Here is a 20809-nt window from a genome sequence, read left to right as displayed (position 1 = left end):
CACCAACGCCCACACCATCATCGAGCAGCCGCCGGCCGCGGCACCGGCGACGGTGTCCGACGCGCACTCGACGGGGCCTCTCGTCCCCTGGGTGCGGGGCGGCAGGGCGGCGAACACCCCGCGCAGCTGCGTCCCGTCGGGCAGGGTCCAGCCGGTGACGACCGCGGCCGCGCCGTCGGCCGGCGTGCCCGGGCGCAGGACGCGCGTCACCGCTAGGGCGGCGGGCAGCCCGGCCACGTGGACCTCGGTGCCCTGCGGCCCGTGCGCGGCCCGCGGGGCCGCGTCCGGGTCCGGCAGCCCGGCGGCCGGGTTCTCCACGGCGACCGTCGGGTCGGGGGCGTCGGAGACGCTCTGCGCCTGCGGTTCGGCCTCGCCCCGCAGTAGGGCCAGCAGCCGCTCGACGGCCACCGGGTCGTGCGTGGCGTCGTAGATCCAGCGCTTGCCGAGCACGCCGTGCTCGGAGGTGCCCAGCAGGCCCGCCTCGGCGCCGTCGTGCGGGGCGCCCCGGTAGGTCAGCGGCACGTGGTAGGCGACCGGCGGCTCGGCGGAGGCGTCGGCCACGACCATGAACTCGATGCCCACCTCGCCCTCCGGGTCGTCGAGGCGGAACCCGCCGGCCTTGACCGGCTCCGGGGCACTGCCCGTGGCCGCGTACCAGGGCTGCCCGGGGAGCCAGCCGGCGAGGAGCTCCAGCTTGGTGGGGGTCATCGTGGTTCTGTGGATCTCTGCCATACGGCCGAACCTACCGTCCCCGCGCCGGAGTTGGGCGTTCCGTGCGGGGCGGGGTCAATCGCCCGTGGCGAACGCCGCCTTCAGTTCCTCCCTCAGCGACCGCTGGAACGCGGTCACCAGGGCCTGCACCATCATCGGCTGCATGTGCGCCGACAGCGCCTTCATGGACTCCACCCGCTCCGGGTCGTCCTCGCCCTCGGTGAACGGCCCCCACACCTCGTCGCGGAAGAGGCGGGTCAACTCCTGCGCCGTCGCCCGGGCGTGCTCCAGCATCACCCGGCGCGCCGCGAGGATCGTCGCGTGGGAGATCGGCACGTCGAGCAGGGCCACCCCGAGCCGCAGCAGCGACAGGTCGACCCGGAACCCCCCGCCGCTCTCCGCGATCACGTCCATCGCCGCGAGGCGGCGCAGGTCCTCCTGCGGCAGCGGCCGCCCGGCCCGCTTCTCCAGCTCCTCCCGGGAGACCTCCTCGGCGGAGTCCGGCGCCCAGGTCGCCACCAGCGCCCGGTGGACGGCCAGGTCGTGGGCGCTCAGGTCGTCGGGGAGGGCGTCGAGGTAGCGCTCGATGGCGGACAGGGTCATGCCCTGGTGCTGGAGCTCCTCGATCAGCGCCAGCCGCGAGAGGTGCTCCGGCCCGTAGTGGCCCACGCGACGGGGTCCGATCACGGGAGGGGGCAAAAGGCCGCGCGTGCTGTAGAACCGTACGGTGCGGACGGTGACCCCCGCCCGGGAGGCGAGCTCGTCGACGGTGAGCGTGGGCTCGGGTACCCCGGTGGTCATGGTCGCTCGCCCCGCTCTCTGATCAGCACGTCCCGTTCCAGTACCGCGGTTCAACAGTATTGCTGTCGCACCAACGATGTGAAACGGCCAGGAGCTGCCCATGACCACGAAACTGCGACTGCCCGGACCTCCCGAAGAGCTCACCCTCCCCGCCCTGCTGGCCCGCAACGCCGCCGAGTACGGCGACCTCCCCGCCCTCTCGTGGCGCACCGCCCCCGGCTCCCCCGACTGGACCACCCTCGGCTGGGCCGAGGTCCGGCGGCGGGTCGCCGTCCTGGCCGCCGGCTACGCCGCCCTCGGAGTCGAGCGCGGCGACCACGTCCTGATCATGATGGGGAACCGGCCCGAGCACTGGCTCAGCGACCTCGCCCTCGTCCACCTCGGCGCCGTCCCGGTCACCGTGTACGGGACCTCCGCGCCCGGGCAGATCGCCCACATCGCCCGCCACAGCCGGGCCCGCCTCGCCCTGGTCGAGGGCGCACGCGAACTCGCCCGGTGGGAGCCGCTGCTCGCCGACCGGACCGTCCCCCTGGAGCGGCTGGTCGTGGCCGAGGCCGCGGCCGCGGACGCCGACGCCGGCGGCCACGGCACGTACGCCTCCCTGTACGCGAGCGGGGCCCGGCTGCACCGCGCCGACGCCTTCGAGAAGGCCTGGCAGGAGACCCGGCCCGAGGACCCGCTGACCGTCGTCTACACCTCGGGCACCACCGGGGACCCCAAGGGCGTCCGGCTGACCCACCGCAACATCCTGCTCCAGTCCGTCCGCCTGGACCGGCGCGTCGAGCTCCCCGAGCACGCCGAGCACATCTGCTACCTGCCCTTCGCGCACATCGCCGAGCGCATCCTCGGGATCTACCTGCCGCTGCTGAGGGCGGCGCACGTCCGGATGGTCGCCGACCCGGCCGCCGTGGCGCCGGCCGTCCGAGAACTGCGCCCGGTGCAGTTCTTCGGGGTGCCCCGGGTGTGGGAGAAGCTCGCCGCGTCCGTACGCGCGGTCCTCGCGCAACTGCCGGCCGGGCAGCGCGAGGCCATCGAGGCGGCGGGCGACCTCGCCCGCACCCGGGCCGGGCACCGCGAGCGCGGCGAGCCGGTCCCGGCAGCACTCGAAGCCTCGTACACCCGGGCCAAGGAGCAGGTCCTCGACCCGCTGCTCGGTCTGGCCGGCCTGGACCGCCTGCTGTGGACGGCGAGCGCCACCGCGCCGATGCCGATCGACGTGGTCCGCTTCTGGGCGGGCTGGGGGATCACGATCATGGACGCCTGGGGCCTGACCGAGACCTCGGGCGTCTGTACCGTGAACAGCCCCGACGCCTTCCGCCTCGGCTCCGTCGGCCGCCCGATCGACGGACTGGAGCTGCGGCTGGCCGAGGACGGGGAGATCCTCGCCCGCGGCGAGACCGTCTTCGGCGGCTACCTGCGGCCCGACGGCTCGCTGGAGCCGGCGCACGACGCCGACGGCTGGTTCCCGACCGGGGACGTCGGCCGGCTCGACGAGGACGGCTTCCTGTGGCTGACGGACCGCAAGAAGGAACTCATCGTCACCTCGAACGGCAAGAACGTCTCGCCCGCGCTGGTGGAGAACACCGTCAAGGAGCACCCGCTGATCGGCCAGGCCATGGTGCACGGCGACGGCCGCTCCTACCTCGTCGCCCTGCTGGTCCTGGACGCGGAGCTGGCCCCGGCCTGGGCCGCGGCGCGCGGCATCGAGGCCGGCTCCCTGGCCGAACTCGCCCGCCATCCGGCGGTCCGCGAGGAGGTCGCCCGCGCGGTCGAGGCGGCCAACGCCCGGCTCAACCGCACCGAGCAGATCAAGCGCTACCGGCTGCTGACGGAGGAATGGGGCCCGGAGTCGGGCGAGCTGACGCCCTCCCTGAAGCTGCGCCGCCGGGTGGTCCGAGAGACGTACGCGGACCTGATCGAGAACCTGTACGCGGAGCCGTACGAGGCCCCGTAGTCCGACCCGGCCCGGCCCCCGGCCCGCAGCGGCCGGGGGCCACGTCACCGGTAGGGGACTGCCGTCCGCCGCGTGCCGGTGGAGTTCCTGACCGTGACCGCCGGAGGGCAGCCGGCGCGGCCGGTCAGCGGGGGGCGTCCGGGCGGTGGACGCTGAGGCTGCCGTAGGCCGACAGCGCGCCGGGCAGGTCGCCGGGCGCGTGCCGCAGCGTGGCGTCCAGGAAGGCGAGCGTAGTCGCGGCGACGACACGGGGGCTCCCGGTGCGCCCCAGGGAGCCGACGATCGAGGGCACTGGCGGCAGGTACAGCGGGCCGTCCATGAAGGTGAGGTGGGTGGCGCCGGGGACGGTGAGCCGGTAGCTCGTCGCGCTGTCGGATGCGAGGGCCTCGGTGAGGCGAGGCAGGTATCGCGGGTCGGTGCTCGGGGTGATGGCCTGGGTGAGCGCGAGCACCGGCTGGTGGAGGGCCGGGGCGGCGGGGCCGTGGGGGTAGCCGTCCAGGTCGATGACGGCGGCGAACCGGGGGTCCTGCCGGGCTGCCTGCAGGGCGGCGGCACCGCCCATGGAGTGGCCGGTCGCCACGGCCCGGCCGGTGTCCAGACGCCCGGCCAGCGGGTCGCGCCCGGCCAGCGGGTCGCGTCCGGTCGACGGGTCACTTCCGACCGGCGGGGCGGCGATCGCGTCGCGGTCCAGGCCCTCCAGCTGGGTGAGGACGAAGCCGAGGTCGGCGGCCCTGACGGCCGTCCAGCCGGCCGCGAGCTCCTGGTCCGCGTCCCGGTCGCCGGTGGAGGCGGTCGCGGCGCGGATGGTCCGGCCGTCGTCCAGGACGACCGCCGCGGAGTCGTACGGGTGGTCGAGGGCGGCCACCACGTAGCCGTGGCTGGCCAGTTCCTCCGCCCAGGCGGTGTTCTGGGTGCGCACCCCGCCCGCTCCGGGGGAGAACAGCACGACGGGGAACCGTTCGCCCCCACCGGCCACCGGGGCGTTGAAGACCGCGTGGGTGCGGGCCTGCGGTACGCCGTCGACCAGGAAGCCGGGCAGGCCGACGGCACGGGCCAGGGCAGCGGAGACGGTGCGCGCCTCCTGCTCCGTGCGTCCGAGGTACTGGGCCCGCTGCGCGCCCGCGGGGCTCTTCTGCGCGGGGTACCAGAGCTGGACCACGACCGTGCGCCGGTCGTCCGGGTCGGCGGTGAAGCTCTCGGGGCGGTTCGGGTCGGTCCACTGCATCACCCGGGTGCCGACGGCGAAGGAGCCCGACGGCCCGGGGAACACGGGCACGGGAAACGCCCAGGCGGCCACCGGCCCGGCGGCGATCAGTCCGAGGCAGGCCACCGACCCCGGCAACGCCAGCCACCACCGCGCCCGCCACGCCCGCCGGCCGGGACGGCGCCGGAGCGTTCGGAGCAGCGGGGAGAGGGCGAACGGCAGCGCGACGGCACCCCCCGCCAGCACCGGCAGCAACTGCCAACGGATCCCCACCACACCCAGCACGACCACGGACAGCACGAACACCGCCCCCGCCGCCATCGTGACGCGCGGACGGGCGGCAGGGGGAAGCCAGCGCGCCACCACCAGCGCGACGGCGCCCAGCACGGCAAGGAACTCCGGAAGGGACATGGACAGTCCCGCGATCGTCTCGGTCACCCCGCCATCCTCGAAGCGGCGCACACGGTGGCACATCGGCCCGCGGTCTCCGGCGCATGCCACCCCAGTCGCACACGGACACCCCGAAAGGGCGGCCGCCGTGCGACCGCAGGAGGTACCCGCGCTCCTCCTGCGGTCGTACTCCGGCGCGGTGTCCTCCGACGGCGGACGCACGTGCGCCGCCGCCCCCACCACCTACCGTGGCGGGACGGAGCACGGCGCGGCGGCCGGGACGAGCGCGGCCACCCGCTCGAAGAACTCGGGATCGGGCGTGCTGGCGCCCCGGTCTTCCCGACGGCCGCGCGGGCTGCTAGCGGCCGATCACCGGGTAGTGGTCGGAGAGGTTGGTGTACGTGTAGGACGTGCCCCAGCTGGAGACCGTCCACGGGGCGGACTCCTCCTTGACCACGTTGTTCTCCCAGCCGGCCGGGCGGGCGTTGCCCTTGCGGTACAGGACGTAGTCCAGGTCCTCGCGCGGGTCCGTGGGGTAGCGGTAGTTCGCGATCGAGTTCAGGGCCGTGTCGAAGGAGTACGGGTGACCCGTGCGCGAGTCGGTGCCCGCCAGGTCGGCGTTGGCGAGCATCGACGCGTACTCGGGGGTGCGCGAGTCGACGTTCATGTCGCCGGCGACGATGACCTGCTCGTTCGCCGGGATGTTCTTGGCGTCGAGGAAGGCGTCGATCGCCTGGAACTGACGGGCGCGCATCTGCGCCGCCTCGCCCGCGCCGCAGCCCGGGTCGGTGGACTGCGCGTGCGTGCCGACCACGTGCACCTTCGTGCCGCCCACGTCCAGCACGACGTAGGCGAAGCCCTTGTTGGACCACCAGTCGGCGCCGCAGGCGTCCTTGTAGACGAACTGTTCCTTGCGGACGATCGGCCACTTGCTCAGGATCGTGATGCCGCCGTCCTCCGGGGTGGTGGTGGAGTAGGCGCCGCCCGTCGCGTCCCAGCCGGTCTTGCTGCGGCCGACGATCGGGGTCTGGTACGGGTACTGCGACGCCGAGTTGGCCTTCAGCGCGTCCGAGGCGCCGTTGTCGAAGGCCTCCTGGAGCACGACCACGTCGTGGCCCTGGTAGAAGGAGGCCCGCGGTATCTGCGCGGCGCGGTGGTCCTGGCCCCAGTTGGGGTACAGGTTCTTGCTCATCAGGAACACGTTGTACGTCAGGACGCTGAGCCGGGGGGACGCGGCGCTCTCGGCGGCGCCGGCCGGGGCGGTGGCAGCGGTCAGCGCGCCGGCGGCGACCGCGGCGACGACGACGGCGGCGCGGCGGCGACGGCTGTGCTGGACGGGAGGCATGAACTCTCCAGGAATCCGTGGGGGAGACCGACCCCGTCATCCAAGCAGCCGCGGTTACCTTGGGGTAACAACCGTGACACGGCTTTCTGACGCCATCCTTACAGTGCGGGCTCGGAGAGCAGTTCGAGGAGCCAGCGGGCGCTGTCGGTGTGCCCGTTCGCCCCGTTCGTGCCGTTCGCGCCGGCTGTGGCGGCCGCGGCCGGGAAGACGCGGCCCCACGACGCGGCGCGGCCGATCGCGTCGGCGGCGACCGCGAGCGGCGCGAGGACGTGCCCGGGCGCCCAGCGGGCGAGGGCCTCGGCCAGCCCCGCCTCGAAGGCGCCGGCCGGCGGACCGGCCTTGAACCACAGGGTCGTGGCGGGGGATCCGGCGGTCGGCGCGGCGGTGCCCGCGGGCGCCGCGGTCTCCTCGACGGTCAGGCGCACCAGGACCGACCAGGGCCGCAGCCGCACTGCGCGCCGGCCCGTCGCACGCATCCCGCGGGCGGCGAGCTCCCGCTCCACCCAGGCGAACACCGCCGCCCGCCACGGCTCTTCGTCCCAGGGCGTCACCGCCTCCGGACAGCCGCCGCGGTCCAGCGCGGCAGGGACGTCGTCGCGCACGGCCCCCATCACACCACCGCGTACGCCGCCGCCTCCACCGACTTTGCCCGGCGGGCCCCCGACCTGGGGTTATGAGGGACTCCTGGCGATACTGGACGTACGGAGCACCGAACCAGGGGGACGCACATGACCACCGCACAGCAGCCGGCCGCACCCGGCCCGCGCCCGGCCGGTACCCGCCGGGACGACCCGGAGCCGCCGCCCCCCGGAGGGGTGCTGTGGACCATCTCGGGGGACATCCGGGCGCTGCTGATGCTGCCCGCCGCCTTCACCATGCAGGTCGCCCACCCCGCCATCGGCGCCGGTGTGGACGAGCACTCGGTCTTCCGCACCGACCCCTGGGGGCGCGGCGAGCGCTCGCTGCGCTCCGTGCAGCTGTGGGTGTACGGCGGGGAGCAGGCCGCCGAGGAGGGCCGGCGGGTGCGTCGCCTCCACAAGGAGATCCAGGGCGTCGACACCCGGGGCCGGCGCTACCACTCCCTCGACCCCGCCTGCTACGCGTGGGTGCACGCCACCGGGTTCCCGATCTACCTGTACGCCGGACGCTACCTGCTGCGCCGCTTCACCCCGGCGCAGGAGCGGCAGCTGTACCGGGAGTGGCTCCAGGTCGGGCGGATCCTGGGTCTGCGCGACCGGGACATGCCCCAGACCATCGAGGAGTACTGGCCCTACTACCGCCGGATGCTGGCGGAGGAGATCGAGCCGACCAAGGTTGCCCGGGAACTCGTCGCCACGGACGTGCCCCTGCCCCGCCCGACCGGCGGCCCGCTGCCCGTGCGGCTGCTGCTGCGGGTCTTCTGGCCGGTGCTGCGGGCGTGGTTCCTGCGTCTGAGGGCCTTCGTCACCGTCGGGTACATGCCGCCCGACGCCCGCGCCGCCATCGGGCTGGAGTGGACCGCGGCCCAGGAGCGCAGGCTCCGGCGGTTCAGCACGGCCGTGCGGCTGCTGGTACCGCTGCTGCCGGAACGGCTGCGCTACCTGCCCATCGCCTACCGGGCGCGGGCGGAGTGGCGCGCCGGCGCCCGCTGAGGGACGTCGGCGCGCGCAGGCCCCTACGGGGTCAGCGGCCGTGGCCGTGGCCGTGGCCGTGGCCGTGGCTGGTGCCGCGGCCGGTGGCGTGCTCGCGCTCGTGGACCGAGTCCGTCGCGGCGATCTTCTTCCACGACTTCGGCTCCACCGGCTGCGCGGCCGGCGCCCGCAGCGAGCGGGCGTCCTTCGACGCGCCGGCCGGCGGTGCGAAGGACGGCTTGCCCGGGGTGTACAGCCAGGTCTCGAACAGCTGGGCGAGCGGCTTGCCCGACACCTTCTCGGCGTACCGGACGAAGTCGCCGACCTTGGCGTTGCCGTGGGCCCGCTCGGTCGGCCAGCCCTTGAGGATCGCGAAGAACTTCTCGTCGCCGATCTCGTTGCGCAGCGCCTGCAGGGCGATCGCACCGCGGTCGTAGACGGCGATGTGGAACTGGTTGTCGGGGCCCGGGTCGCCCGGCTTGACCTGCCAGAACGGGTCGTCCGCCGCGCGCAGCCCGTACGCCCAGTCGGCCAGCTCCTGCGCGGTGCCCTCACCCTCCTTCTCCGACCACAGCCACTGGCTGTAGCGGGCGAAGCCCTCGTTGATCCAGATGTCCTTCCAGCCGTCGACGGAGACGCTGTCGCCGTACCACTGGTGGGCCAGCTCGTGCACCACGACCGACACGTTGGCGCCGTTCGCGAACTGCCGGGGGCTGTAGAACGGGCGGGTCTGGGTCTCCAGCGCGAAGCCGGACGGCACATTGGGGACGTAGCCGCCCAGTGCGTTGAAGGGGTACGGGCCGAAGACCCCTTCCAGCCACTCGGTGACCTCGGCGGTCCGCTCCACGCTGGCGCGCGCCGCGCCCGCGTTGTCGCCGAGGTCCTTGCTGTAGGCGTTGAGGACGGGCAGGCCGCTCGCGGTCTTGTCGGTGGTGATGTCGAACTTGCCGATGGCGAGGGTGGCCAGGTACGTGGCCTGCGGCTTGTTCGAGCGCCAGTTGTAGCGGGTCCAGCCGAGCCGTGAACTCTGCGACTGCAGGACGCCGTTGCTGATGGCCTGGGTACCGTCGGGGACGTTGACCGAGATGTCGAAGGTGGCCTTGTCGAGCGGGTGGTCGTTGCTCGGGAACCACCAGGCGGCCGCGTCCGGCTCCTGCGCGGCGACCCCGCCGTCCGGGGTGCGCTGCCAGGCGGACCAGTTGTCGACCTTGAACTCCGAAGGCTTGCCCGCGTACTTGACGACGACGGAGGCCTGGCGGCCCTTCGGCAGCGCCTGGGCGGGGGTGACCTCCAGCTCGTGCGCACCGGAGGTGGCGAACTTCGCCTTGGCGCCGTTGACGCGCACCTCACTGACCTTCAGCCCGAAGTCGAGGTTGAAGCGGGACAGGTCCTGGGTGGCGGTGGCCAGGAGGGTGGCCGTGCCCTCCAGGAGGTCCGTCTTCGGCTGGTACTTCAGGCGCAGGTCGTAGTGCGACACGTCGTATCCGCCGTTGCCGCTGGCCGGGTAGTAGGGGTCGCCGATACCCGGCGCGCCCGCGGCGGAACCCGCGGCCGATGCCGGGATCACCAGCAGCAGGGAGGCGGCGAGCACGCTCGGGGCGATGACTTTGCGGTGCACGAAGGCTCCAAGTGGTGAGGGGGGAGGCTTTGTCCGACCGTATTCACGCCCGGCCCGCCACGTCATGTCCATGGCCCCTGCTGTCACACGATCGCCATCCGGTCGCAAGAAAAACGCCCGTTGGGCGGCATGCCACCGCACCCGGCCCGGCCTGCGCATCCGCCGCGTCCCGGGCCGTGCGGGGCCCGTGGCGCCGTCGGGCGGCGCGCCGGTGCCCCGTGCGGACCGGGCGGCTTGTCCGGATTCCTCCGTGGTGCCTCCCCGAGCGGCTTTGGCGAAAACCCTGCGGTTCCTGTCTGACCATCAGACAATGAACTCCCGCTTCCGGGTGACGCCCGGGAGGAGCGGCGGGCCGCACCGCGCCCATCACACCGAAACGCCGCGAGGAACCCCTGTGACCTTTCCCCCGCAGTACCCCCATGCCTCCGTCCGGGCCGAGCGGTGGTGGCGGCATCCCGCTCTGATCGTCGCCCTGCTGGTGCTCCTGCCGCCGATCGGGATCGCCCTCGCCTGGACGAGCCGCTGGCGCACGGCGGGCAAGGCCGTCGCCACCGTCCTCGCGGGTCTGTGGTTCCTGGTGCCGCTGCTCGGCGACCCGCCGGACGGGACCGCGGACGACGCCAGGCCGGCTGCCGCTCCCGCCACCACCGCCCCGGGCACGACGGCCGCCGTCCGGCCCCCGGACCAGGTGGGCCGGAGCCTGCGCCAGGCCAAGGCGGCCGCAGCCGCGCTCGGATTCCGCACCGTCTCCCACGACGCCGGCCCCGAGGACGCCGCCCAGGCGGACGAGGACGCCTGGCGCGTCTGCTTCCAGACGACCGCGGAGCAGCCCCCGGCCGGCCCCGTCACGCTCGACTTCGCCGTCGTCCGCACCCAGTTGCCCTGTCCGGCCAGGGACGGCGGCCCGATCCCGTACCCGGCCGTGCCCGAGGTGGTCGGCCGGACCTTCGCCGAGGCCGGCCGGAGCCTGGCGCCGTTGGCCTTCCGGGCCGTCGAGCCGAAGAGCGCGTACGCGGACGTCGCCCTCGTCGCCGCCGCGGCCGACGACTGGACCGTCTGCTTCCAGGAGCCGGAAGCCGGACAGGAGGTCCGCTCCGCCCGGACCACGACCGCCGTCCTGCAACTTGCCGCACCCGGCACCGGCTGCCCCGCCGCCCCGGGCACCGCGCTCCACCCCAGCGCCGCGCCGCCCTCGGCCGCAACCGGCGACGACTCCGACGACGCACGCCCGGCCACCTCGGGCGGATCCTCCACAGGTGGCCCGACCGACGGCGGATTCGGCGGTGCGTCCGGAAGTGCGTCCGGCGGTTCGACCGGCAGTTCGGGCAGCGGCTCGACCGGCAGCTCGTCCGGCGGCGGCTCGGCCGCCGGCACCGTGACGCCCGGCGCCTTCTGCTCGCCGGCCGGGGCCACGGGCGTGAGCAGGTCCGGCGCCGTCTACACCTGCAAGGGGCCCGACCGGAACCGCTGGCGCCGCTGAACCGGCGCCGCACCCGGCCTGCTGCGCCGTACCCGGCCGGTTTGGGCCGGGTACCGCGCAGCAGCACGGCGGAACCGGTCCCGACGGGGGCCCCGCGGACCGGCATACCGAGCAGTCGGTAGCCTGCTCCCATGACGCTTCCCGAGCACGCCGCACGTCGCGCCTGGCACGGTGCGATCAACCCGCTCCACGCGACGATCTACTTCTCGCCCGACCTGACCGCGGAGTTCGCCGCCCTCGGCGTCGACGACCACTCCCGGGCGGCCCTGTCCTCCCGCGCCGCCGCGATGGGCGCCGTCGGCACCGGCACCGTCGCCGCCACCTTCTACAACTACCGGTACGACTTCCTGGCCCGGCACCTGCCCGCCGTCTGGGACACGATCACCCCCGAGCAGGCCCTCGCCGCCCGCCTGCGCGCCGCCGACCGCACCCTGCGCCGCCTCCTCGGGGACGACACCGTCGCCTCCCCGGAGCTGGCCGAGGCCGCGGACCTCGCCCTGCGCGCCACCGAGGCCTGCACCCGGCACGCCCGCACCCTCTACGCCGCCCACGCGGACCTCCCCGTCCCCGAGGAGCCGCACCTGCGCCTGTGGCACGCCGCCACCCTGCTGCGCGAGCACCGCGGCGACGGCCACGTCGCCGCGCTGCTCCTCGCCGGCCTGGACCCGCTGGAGGCCCTCGTCACCCACAGCGCGACCGGCCGCGGCATGAACGCCAAGTGGATCAAGGCGGTCCGCGGCTGGGAGCAGGAGGACATCGACGCCGCCGCAGCCCGGCTGCGCGCCCGCGGGCTCCTCGACGACGAGGGCGACCTCACCGTCGAGGGCAAGGCCCTCCGCGAGCACCTGGAGGACGAGACCGACCGCCTCGACGCCGCCCCCTACGAGCACCTGGGCGCCGAAGGCCTGGCCCGGCTCGCCGAACTCGGCGGCGGCTTCGCCGCGAAGGCCGTCAGCGCCGGGGCCTTCCCCTCCCACGCCTTCGGCAAGGCGGCCTGACGGGTTCCCGCCCGCCACCACCGCCACCTGCCACAATGGGCAACCGTCCAACGCACAACGAAGGCAGGCGGGACCCGATCGTGACGACGTCCATCGAAGGCAGGATCGCCGAGGAGCTCGGCGTACGGGAACGGCAGGTCAAGGCCGCCGTCGAGCTGCTCGACGGCGGCTCCACCGTGCCGTTCATCGCGCGCTACCGCAAGGAAGCGACCGAGATGCTCGACGACGCCCAGCTGCGCACCCTCGAGGAGCGGCTGCGCTATCTGCGGGAGCTGGAGGACCGGCGGGCGGCGATCCTGGACTCCGTCCGGGAGCAGGGCAAGCTCGACGCCGAGCTGGAGGCCCGGATCAACGCGGCCGACACCAAGGCCCGGCTGGAGGACATCTACCTGCCGTTCAAGCCGAAGCGGCGGACCAAGGCCCAGATCGCGCGCGAGGCCGGCCTGGAGCCGCTCGCCGACGGCCTGCTCGCCGACCCGTCGGTGGAGCCGGCCGCCGCCGCGGCCGCGTTCGTCGACGCGGACAAGGGCGTCGCCGACCCGGCCGCGGCCCTGGAGGGCGCCCGCGCCATCCTCACCGAACGGTTCGCCGAGGACGCCGACCTCATCGGCGAACTGCGCGAGCGCATGTGGGGCCGCGGCCGGCTCGCCGCGAAGGTCCGCGAGGGCAAGGAGGAGGCGGGCGCGAAGTTCGCCGACTACTTCGACTTCGCCGAGCCGTTCACCGCGCTCCCCTCGCACCGCGTCCTCGCCATGCTGCGCGGCGAGAAGGAGGACGTCCTCGACCTCACCCTGGAGCCGGAGGACGCCGAAACGGCGGCCGCCCCCGGCCCCTCCGCGTACGAGGGCATGATCGCCCGCCGCTTCGGCGTGGCCGACCGCGCCCGCCCCGGCGACAAGTGGCTCGGCGACACGGTCCGCTGGGCCTGGCGCACGAAGATCCAGGTGCACCTCGGCATCGACCTGCGGATGCGGCTGCGTTCCGCCGCCGAGGACGAGGCCGTACGGGTCTTCGCCGCCAACCTGCGCGACCTGCTCCTCGCGGCCCCCGCCGGCACCCGGGCCACGCTCGGCCTCGACCCGGGCTTCCGCACCGGCGTGAAGGTCGCCGTCGTGGACGCCACGGGCAAGGTCGTGGCCACCGACGTGATCCACCCGCACGTCCCCGCGAACCGCTGGGACGAGGCCCTGGCCAAGCTCGCCCGCCTCGCCGAGCAGCACTCGGTCGAACTGATCGCCATCGGCAACGGCACCGCCTCCCGCGAGACCGACCGCCTCGCCGGTGAGCTGATCTCCCGCCACCCCGAGCTGAAGCTGACCAAGGTGATGGTCTCCGAGGCGGGCGCCTCCGTGTACTCGGCCTCCGCCTTCGCCTCGCAGGAGCTCCCGGACATGGACGTGTCCCTGCGCGGGGCCGTGTCCATCGCCCGCCGACTGCAGGACCCGCTCGCCGAGCTCGTCAAGATCGACCCCAAGTCGATCGGCGTCGGCCAGTACCAGCACGACCTGTCCGAGGTGAAGCTGTCCCGCTCCCTCGACGCCGTCGTCGAGGACTGCGTGAACGGCGTCGGCGTGGACGTCAACACCGCCTCCGCGCCGCTGCTCGCCCGCGTGTCGGGCATCAGCGGCGGACTCGCCGAGAACATCGTGGCCCACCGCGACGCCAACGGCCCCTTCCGCAGCCGCAAGGCCCTCAAGGACGTGCCCCGGCTCGGCCCCAAGGCGTACGAGCAGTGCGCGGGCTTCCTGCGGATCCGCGGCGGCGACGACCCGCTGGACTTCTCCAGCGTGCACCCCGAGGCGTACCCGGTCGTCCGGGCGATGGCGAAGACCGCCGGCAACGAGGTGGCCGCCCTGATCGGCAACACGTCGGTGCTGCGCTCGCTGAAGCCCGAGCAGTTCGTCACCGAGGCCTTCGGCCTGCCGACCGTCACCGACATCCTCGGCGAGCTGGAGAAGCCGGGCCGCGACCCGCGGCCGGCGTTCCGGACGGCCGCGTTCAAGGAGGGCGTCGAGAAGATCGGCGACCTGGCCCCCGGCATGGTCCTGGAAGGCGTCGTCACCAACGTGGCGGCCTTCGGCGCCTTCATCGACATCGGCGTCCACCAGGACGGGCTGGCCCATGTCTCGGCCCTGTCGAAGAACTTCGTCAAGGACCCCCGCGACGTGGTCAAGCCGGGCGACATCGTCCGCGTGAAGGTCCTGGACGTGGACATCCCGCGCAAGCGGATCTCGCTGACCCTCCGACTGGACGACGAGGCCGGCTCCGCCGCGGGCACGCCCCGCCAGCGCGAGGACCGCCAGCGCGAGGACCGCCAGGACCGGCGCGGCGGCGGCCGTCCCCCGCAGCAGCGCGGCGGCCAGGACGGCCGGCGCGGCGGCAGCCGTTCCGGCGGCGAGGGCCGGCGGCAGGGCGGCCAGGGCGGCCAGGGCGGCGGCGCCCCGGCCCCCGCGAACAGCGCCATGGCCGACGCGCTGCGCCGGGCCGGGCTCGCGGGGCCGGGTTCCGAGGACCGCCGCAGGCGGTAGCGTCCGGCACGCGTCACCGGAGCGTACAGGAGGGGGCACGGAGGTGGCCGAAACGGAACCCCCCGCGGGGACGCGCCTTGCGAACTCCCGTACGTGATCTGTAGGCATGGTGGAACGCCCGTTCGTCGTCAGGCGGACGGGCGTTTCCGTTTCCCTCAGGACCGCACTCCCCGAGGCCCCCTTGATGGCACAGGACGCCACGCCCATGCCTGCCCATGCCTACCGACGCTGCCCGCGAAAGGGTCCGAAGAGGGATCACATGCCCCACTCTCAACTCGGCCTCCGCAAACGGTGCGAGAAGATTCTCGGCCATCTGGACCTGCCGCACCCGTTCTCGCTGGAGGGGCTGTGCGGGCGGATAGCCGAGCAGCGCGGCCGCCCCATCCGCCTCCACCCGCTGCCCAAGGAGGCGGCGGAGACCGGCGTCTGCGGACTGTGGGTGGGCACCGCCCGGGTCGACTACGTCTTCTACGAGGAGAAGACCACCCCGCTGCACCGCGAGCACATCGTCCTCCACGAACTCGGCCACATCCTCTTCGGCCACCACTCCCTGGAGGGAGAGGAGCACGACGGCCGGGCCCCTGTCGTCCTCGGCCGCGCCGACTACACCACCCGCCAGGAACAGGAAGCGGAGATGCTCGCCAGCATGATCCGCATCCGCACCGCCGTCCCCTGCCCGCAGCCGACCGCCGAACTCCGCGGCACCCTCGCTCGGCTGGAGTCCGCCATGGGATACGAGCGGCGCCGCCGTGGCCACTGAGCTCACCGCGCTCGGCGACTGGCTCGCCGTGCCCAGCGTGGCCTGCTTGTGGATCGCGGTCCTGCTGCGCGCCCGCGCCGCCCTGCGCTCCCCGCAGCAGCGCGGCCTGTGGCTCGCCGTCGCCACGGCCGCCGCCGCGATGACCCTGAACCTCCCCGACGTCGTCGCGTACGCGATGCGCGATCCCTCCTGCGCCCACGCCGTCGCGCTGGTCCGCAACCTCACCGGCGTACTGTCCGCCGGCGCCGTCCTCTACTTCGTGGCGTCCGCCACCCGCGGCCGCACCCTGCAACGCGCCGCCTGGGCGGGCACGGTGGCCTGGCTGACCCTCCTCGTCGTCCTCGACCTGGCCGCGCCCGGGCACGGCGCGCACACCATCCCGCCGCGGGGCGGCCCCGTGCCCTCCCTCGCGTACTGGCTGCTCCTCATCGCCGCGCACCTGCTCGCCAACACCGCCTGCGTCGCGCTGTGCTGGCGCTACGGCCGCCGCACCGAGAGCAGGGGACTGGCGCTCGGGCTGCGGCTGTTCGGCCTGGGCACCGCCCTCGCCGGCGTCTTCTGGTTCTGCTACCTCCTCAAGGCCCTCTTCGGCAGTTCCTGGGCGCTGCCCGCCCTGCCGCTGATGATGAACGTGCACGGACTGCTGCGCGCCGCCGCCATCCTGGTGCCGACCGCGTTCACGCTGCGCCGCACCGCCGCCGACACCGCCACCGCCTGGCGGCTGTGGCCGCTGTGGCGCGACCTGGTGCAGGCCGTACCGCACGTCGTGCTCACCAAGCCCCGGGCGGGCCGGTTCCTGGAACTGCTGTGGCCGCGGGTCCCGCGCAACATGCTCGTGTACCGCAAGGTCATCGAGACCCGCGACGCCATCCTCATCCTCGGCGAGTACGTCGCCCCCGGCATCCCGGAGCTCGCCCGCAGCCACGTCACGCTCCGCGGGGTGCCCGAGCCGCGGCGCACGGCGGCCGCGCTCGCCTGCGTCCTGAAGGAGGCGCGCGGGGCGAAGCTCGCCGGACAGCCCGGGAAGCCCTGGCAGGCCGCGTACTGGGTGCTCCCGGCGGTCATGCAGCACTCCGCCGGGAGCGACGCCGGCCTGGAGGACGAGGCTCGCTTCCTCGTCGACGTGGCCCAGGCCTACGGCTCGCCCGCCACCGCCGACTTCGCACCCTGACTCCCCGTACCACCGCAGGAAGTGACGCCGTCTTGACCACCGTAGTGATCACCGGGGCCAGTGCCGGGCTCGGTGCCGCCTTCGCCCGCGGCTTCGCCGCCAAGGGCTGCGACCTCGTCCTCGTCGCCCGCGACGAGGACCGCCTGCACGCCGTCGCCCGCGCACTCGGCCGCGAGTTCGGCACGAAGTGCGAGGTGCTGCCCGCCGACCTGCTGGACGACGCCGGCTGCGCGGCCGTCGCCGCCCGGCTCGCCGAGGCCGCCCGGCCCGTCGACGTCCTGGTCAACAACGCCGGGTTCGGGCTGGCCGCGCCCTTCCCGTACAGCCCCGTCGAGGACGAGGAGCGGATGCTCGACCTGCTGGTGAAGGTCCCGCTGCGGCTCACCCACGCCCTGCTGCCCGGGCTGCGCGAGCGCCGCCGCGGAGCCGTGCTGAACGTGTCCTCGGTCGCCGGACTGCTGCCGACCGGCACGTACGGGGCCGCCAAGGCCTGGGTGACCGCGTTCAGCGAGTCCCTGCGGGTCGACATGGAGCCGTACGGGGTCCGGGTGCTGGCCGTGGTCCCCGGGTTCACCCGCACCGAGTTCCAGGCACGCGCCGGCATGGACGTGAGCTCCCTGCGCGAGGCGGTCTGGCTGGAGCCGGAGGCCGTGGTGGCCAAAGCCCTGCGGGACCTCGCCCTGCGCCGGCCGGTCAGCATCACCGGCCGCCGCTACCGGGCGTATGCGCTGGCCGCCCGGCACCTCCCGCGCGGCTTCGTGGCGAGGAAGATGGCCCGCACCCGCCGCCCACCCGCCGGCTGCTAGCCGGCAGCGGGGCCGGGCGGCCGGGGCCCCGCTGCCCGGGGCCCGTTACAGCTCGACGACCTTGCCGTCCGCGACCTGGAGGCGGCGGGTCACGCGCACCGCGTCCAGCATCCGCCGGTCGTGCGTGACGAGCAGCAGCGTGCCCTCGTACGCCTCCAGCGCCGACTCCAGCTGCTCGATCGCCGGCAGGTCCAGGTGGTTCGTCGGCTCGTCCAGCACCAGCAGGTTCACCCCGCGGCCCTGGAGCAGCGCCAGGGCCGCCCGGGTCCGCTCGCCGGGGGACAGCGTCGCCGCCGGGCGCAGCACGTGCGCCGCCTTCAGACCGAACTTCGCCAGCAGGGTCCGCACGTCGGCCGGCTCGGTGTCCGGGACCGCCGCGCAGAACGCCTCCAGCAGCGACTCCTCGCCGAGGAACAGGCCGCGGGCCTGGTCCACCTCGCCGACCTGCACTCCCGCACCGAGCGTGGCCGCACCGGAGTCCGGGGCCAGCCGGCCCAGCAGCACCGCCAGCAGCGTCGACTTGCCCGCACCGTTCGCGCCGGTGATCGCCACCCGGTCCGCCCAGTCGAGCTGGAGGCTGGCTGGGCCGAAGGAGAAGTCCCCGCGCTGCACGGCCGCCTCGCGCAGGGTCGCGACCACCGACCCCGATCGCGGGGCCGCCGCGATCTCCATGCGCAGCTCCCACTCCTTGCGCGGCTCCTCGACCACATCCAGCCGCTCGATGGCGCGCTGCGTCTGCCGGGCCTTGGCGGCCTGCTTCTCGCTCGCCTCGCCGCGCAGCTTCCGGCCGATCTTGTCGTTGTCCGTGGCCTTGCGGCGGGCGTTGCGGACGCCCTTGTCCATCCAGTTGCGCTGCATCAGGGCCCGGCCCTCCAGCGCGGCCCGCTTGTCGGCGTACTCCTCGTACTCCTCGCGGGCGTGCGCGCGGTCCCGGGCCCGCTCCTCCAGGTAGGCGTCGTAGCCGCCGCCGTAGAGGTTGATCTGCTGCTGGGCCAGGTCGAGCTCCAGGACCTTGGTGACGGTCCGGGTGAGGAACTCGCGGTCGTGGCTGATGACGACCGTGCCGGCGCGCAGCCCCGTGACGAACCGCTCCAGCCGCTCCAGGCCCTCCAGGTCGAGGTCGTTGGTCGGCTCGTCGAGCAGGAACACGTCGTAGCGGGACAGCAGCAGCGAGGCCAGGCCCGCGCGGGCCGCCTGCCCGCCGGACAGGGCCGTCATCGGCAGGTCCAGGCTCACGGCGAGGCCGAGCTCGTCCGCCGTCTCCCGGGCCCGCTCGTCCAGGTCCGCGCCGCCGAGGTTCAGCCACCGGTCCAGTGCCACTGCGTACGCGTCGTCCGCGCCGGGCGTCCCGTCCACCAGGCCCTGCGTCGCCGCGTCCAGCTCCATTTGGGCGGCGGCGACACCGGTGCGCCGGGTCAGGAACTCGTACACGGTCTCCCCGGCCCGGCGCTCGGGTTCCTGCGGGAGGTGGCCCACGGCGGCGGTGGGCGGGGACAGCCGCAGCTCACCGGATTCGGGGGTGTCCAGGCCGGCGAGCAGCCGCAACAGGGTCGACTTCCCGGCGCCGTTCACACCGACGAGGCCGATGACGTCGCCGGGCGCGACGACGAGGTCGAGCCCGGCGAAGAGCGTGCGCTCGCCGTGCGCGGCGCTGAGGTTCTTGGCGACGAGGGTTGCAGTCATGGTCCACCGATCCTATCCGCGCCGAGCCGACGGCCGAGCCGGTGGCCGGATAGGTGGGATGCCCGTCATTGCGGCCATCGCGCCCGGTCTCACACCATGGGGCCATGTCGTCGCACACCGTGCTCGTCGTCCTCTACGACGGGCTGCAGAGCCTGGACGTGAGCGGTCCGGTGGAGGTCTTCGCCGGGGTGGCCCACTTCCCCGGGCAGGCCGGCTACCGGATCCGGACCGCCTCCCTGGCCGGAGCCCCGGTGCGGACCAGCAGCGGGCTCACGCTGGTGCCCGACGGGGACCTGGAGCACGAGCGGCCGGGCCCCGACACCACGCTCCTGGTGCCCGGCGGCCGCTACTCCGGCAACTTCGACGCACGGCTCACCGACTGGCTGCGAGCCCACGGGGGTGGAGCGCAGCGGCTGGTGTCCGTGTGCACGGGCGGACTGCTGCTCGCGGAGGCCGGACTGCTGGACGGCCGGCGGGCCACCACGCACTGGTCCGCGTGCGAGCAGATGGCCCGCGACTACCCGCGGGTGGCGGTCGAGCCGGACCCGATCTACGTCCGGGACGGGCGGGTCGCCACCTCGGCGGGGGTGACGGCCGGGATCGACCTGGCGCTGGCCCTGGTGGAAGAGGACCACGGGCGGGAGATCGCCTCGGAGATCGCCCGGCATCTGGTGGTCTTCCTGCGCCGGCCGGGCAACCAGGCACAGTTCAGCGCCCAGCTCGCGGCCCAGACAGCCCGCCGGGACCCGCTGCGCCAGGTCCAGCACTGGATCACCGAGCACCCGGCCGCGGACCTGAGCGTGCCGGCGCTGGCGGAGCGGGCCCGGCTCTCGCCCCGGCACTTCGCCCGGGCCTTCCAGGCGGAGACCGGGGTCACGCCGGGGCGGTACGTGGAACGGGTCCGCGTCGAGCACGCCCGCCGGATGCTGGAGGACAGCGGCGACGGCGTCGCCCAGATCGCCCGGGCCTGCGGCTACGCCACCCCGGAGGCCCTCCGCCGCGCCTTCGTCAAAACTCTCGGCCAACCCCCGGCCGAATACCGCCGCCGCTTCGGCCACCCCTGACCGGCACCGCGGGACCCGCGGGAAGCCACGTCACCGAGGCTCGGGGAAGTGCGCTGCCCGGTGCGAGGGCTGCGTGCTCACCAAAGTTCCGCGCCCCGCAAGGGGCGCGGGGAACTGCGCGCCCGGCCACAGAAGAACCGCACCCGACAACCCACGGACGCGCCCCCGTACCCAGGGGCGCGGGGAACTGCGCGCCCGCCACGACCGGTACGGGCGGCACCCCCCCACCACCGCACACCTCCGGAGGAGACATGCAAACAGCCGTCCTGCTCTACCCCGGCTTCACCGCGCTCGACGCCGTCGGCCCCTACGAGACCCTCGTCCAACTCCCCGACTCCGAGACCGTGTTCGTCGCAGAGCGCCCCGGCCCCGTACGCTGCGACAGCGGCCGCCTCTCCCTCGTCGCCGAGAAGGGCCTCGACGAGGTGACCCGCCCCGACGTCGTCGTCGTCCCGGGTGGCCCCCACCCGGAGACGGAGATGGACAACCCCGCGGTCCTCGACTGGCTCCGCACGGTCGACGCGACCACCACCTGGACCACGTCCGTCTGCACCGGCTCGCTCCTCCTGGCGGCGGGGGGGGGGGGCCGCGCCCCGCCCCCCCCCCGCCCCCGCGCACCCGCCCCCCCCCCCCCCCCCCGCGCGGGTATACACCAAGACCAGCCCCCCACTCCACGGGGAAACTGG

16 protein-coding genes and 1 pseudogene are annotated in these 20809 nt (G+C 74.4%); 10 read left to right on the top strand and 7 right to left on the bottom strand.

Going from position 1 to position 20809, the window contains the following annotated elements; all coding sequences use genetic code 11:
• Positions 1-93: 93 nt before the first annotated feature.
• A pseudogene (locus ACFVGY_RS17295) lies at positions 94-732 on the bottom strand (1,4-alpha-glucan branching protein); the annotation flags it as partial.
• 54 nt (positions 733-786) lie between these two features.
• Positions 787-1512: a MerR family transcriptional regulator gene (locus ACFVGY_RS17290; RefSeq protein WP_385677565.1), complete on the bottom strand. Its 726-nt coding sequence runs from the start codon at positions 1510-1512 to the stop codon at positions 787-789.
• Between the two features lie 100 nt (positions 1513-1612).
• Between ACFVGY_RS17290 and ACFVGY_RS17285 the strand changes: the two genes are divergently transcribed.
• The gene (locus tag ACFVGY_RS17285) at positions 1613-3466 is read left to right on the top strand and encodes an AMP-dependent synthetase/ligase (protein WP_385677562.1); all 1854 of its coding nucleotides are present in this window, start codon (positions 1613-1615) and stop codon (positions 3464-3466) included.
• Between the two features lie 124 nt (positions 3467-3590).
• Here the strand turns inward: ACFVGY_RS17285 and ACFVGY_RS17280 are convergent, their stop codons facing one another.
• From ACFVGY_RS17280 to ACFVGY_RS17270, 3 genes are all read right to left on the bottom strand, one after another.
• Complete coding sequence (locus tag ACFVGY_RS17280) at positions 3591-5144, bottom strand: alpha/beta hydrolase family protein (RefSeq protein ID WP_385677559.1); 1554 nt, start codon at positions 5142-5144, stop codon at positions 3591-3593.
• A gap of 274 nt (positions 5145-5418) precedes the next feature.
• On the bottom strand, positions 5419-6405 hold the full coding sequence (gene sph, locus ACFVGY_RS17275) for a sphingomyelin phosphodiesterase (RefSeq protein WP_385677556.1): 987 nt from the start codon (positions 6403-6405) through the stop codon (positions 5419-5421).
• Between the two features lie 98 nt (positions 6406-6503).
• Positions 6504-7007 carry a hypothetical protein gene (locus ACFVGY_RS17270; RefSeq protein WP_385677553.1) on the bottom strand — a complete coding sequence of 168 codons (504 nt, stop codon included), beginning with the start codon at positions 7005-7007 and terminating at the stop codon, positions 6504-6506.
• A 126-nt stretch (positions 7008-7133) separates the two neighbouring features.
• On the opposite strand from ACFVGY_RS17270, the gene ACFVGY_RS17265 reads away from it, so the two are divergent.
• Positions 7134-8036: an oxygenase MpaB family protein gene (locus ACFVGY_RS17265; protein WP_385677550.1), complete on the top strand. Its 903-nt coding sequence runs from the start codon at positions 7134-7136 to the stop codon at positions 8034-8036.
• Positions 8037-8067: 31 nt separating this feature from the next.
• Here ACFVGY_RS17265 and ACFVGY_RS17260 read toward each other — a convergent pair whose 3' ends face one another.
• Complete coding sequence (locus ACFVGY_RS17260) at positions 8068-9633, bottom strand: M1 family metallopeptidase (protein ID WP_385677548.1); 1566 nt, start codon at positions 9631-9633, stop codon at positions 8068-8070.
• A 394-nt stretch (positions 9634-10027) separates the two neighbouring features.
• Between ACFVGY_RS17260 and ACFVGY_RS17255 the strand changes: the two genes are divergently transcribed.
• The 6 genes from ACFVGY_RS17255 (at position 10028) to ACFVGY_RS17230 (ending at position 17376) form a co-directional block, all read left to right on the top strand.
• Complete coding sequence (locus ACFVGY_RS17255) at positions 10028-11113, top strand: hypothetical protein (RefSeq protein WP_385677545.1); 1086 nt, start codon at positions 10028-10030, stop codon at positions 11111-11113.
• A gap of 131 nt (positions 11114-11244) precedes the next feature.
• A complete protein-coding gene (locus ACFVGY_RS17250) occupies positions 11245-12111 on the top strand; it encodes a hypothetical protein (RefSeq protein ID WP_385677542.1) in 867 nt (288 codons plus the stop codon).
• 80 nt (positions 12112-12191) lie between these two features.
• Positions 12192-14639 (top strand): Tex family protein, encoded by a 2448-nt coding sequence (locus ACFVGY_RS17245; RefSeq protein WP_385677539.1) that lies wholly within the window; start codon positions 12192-12194, stop codon positions 14637-14639.
• Positions 14640-14898: 259 nt separating this feature from the next.
• Entirely contained in the window at positions 14899-15399 is a 501-nt protein-coding gene (locus ACFVGY_RS17240) for a hypothetical protein (protein ID WP_385677536.1), read from the top strand.
• Positions 15389-16570, top strand: a complete 1182-nt coding sequence (locus ACFVGY_RS17235) for an MAB_1171c family putative transporter (RefSeq protein WP_385677533.1) — start codon at positions 15389-15391, stop codon at positions 16568-16570. The genes ACFVGY_RS17240 and ACFVGY_RS17235 overlap by 11 nt, the downstream gene beginning before the upstream one ends.
• A 32-nt stretch (positions 16571-16602) precedes the next feature.
• Positions 16603-17376, top strand: coding sequence for an SDR family NAD(P)-dependent oxidoreductase (locus tag ACFVGY_RS17230; RefSeq protein WP_385677530.1), 774 nt, complete (start codon positions 16603-16605; stop codon positions 17374-17376).
• 45 nt (positions 17377-17421) lie between these two features.
• Here the strand turns inward: ACFVGY_RS17230 and ACFVGY_RS17225 are convergent, their stop codons facing one another.
• Positions 17422-19059 carry an ABC-F family ATP-binding cassette domain-containing protein gene (locus ACFVGY_RS17225; protein ID WP_385677528.1) on the bottom strand — a complete coding sequence of 546 codons (1638 nt, stop codon included), beginning with the start codon at positions 19057-19059 and terminating at the stop codon, positions 17422-17424.
• A 104-nt stretch (positions 19060-19163) separates the two neighbouring features.
• On the opposite strand from ACFVGY_RS17225, the gene ACFVGY_RS17220 reads away from it, so the two are divergent.
• Together ACFVGY_RS17220 and ACFVGY_RS17215 are read left to right on the top strand one after the other, a co-directional pair.
• The gene (locus ACFVGY_RS17220) at positions 19164-20123 is read left to right on the top strand and encodes a GlxA family transcriptional regulator (protein WP_385677525.1); all 960 of its coding nucleotides are present in this window, start codon (positions 19164-19166) and stop codon (positions 20121-20123) included.
• Between the two features lie 251 nt (positions 20124-20374).
• Positions 20375-20809: DJ-1/PfpI family protein (locus ACFVGY_RS17215; protein WP_385677523.1), on the top strand; the 435-nt coding region annotated here is incomplete at its 3' end.

Origin of the sequence: Streptomyces sp. NPDC127106 (assembly GCF_042677605.1) — a bacterium.
GTDB lineage: Bacteria > Actinomycetota > Actinomycetes > Streptomycetales > Streptomycetaceae > Streptomyces.
This window is presented reverse-complemented; position numbering and strand designations above follow the sequence as displayed.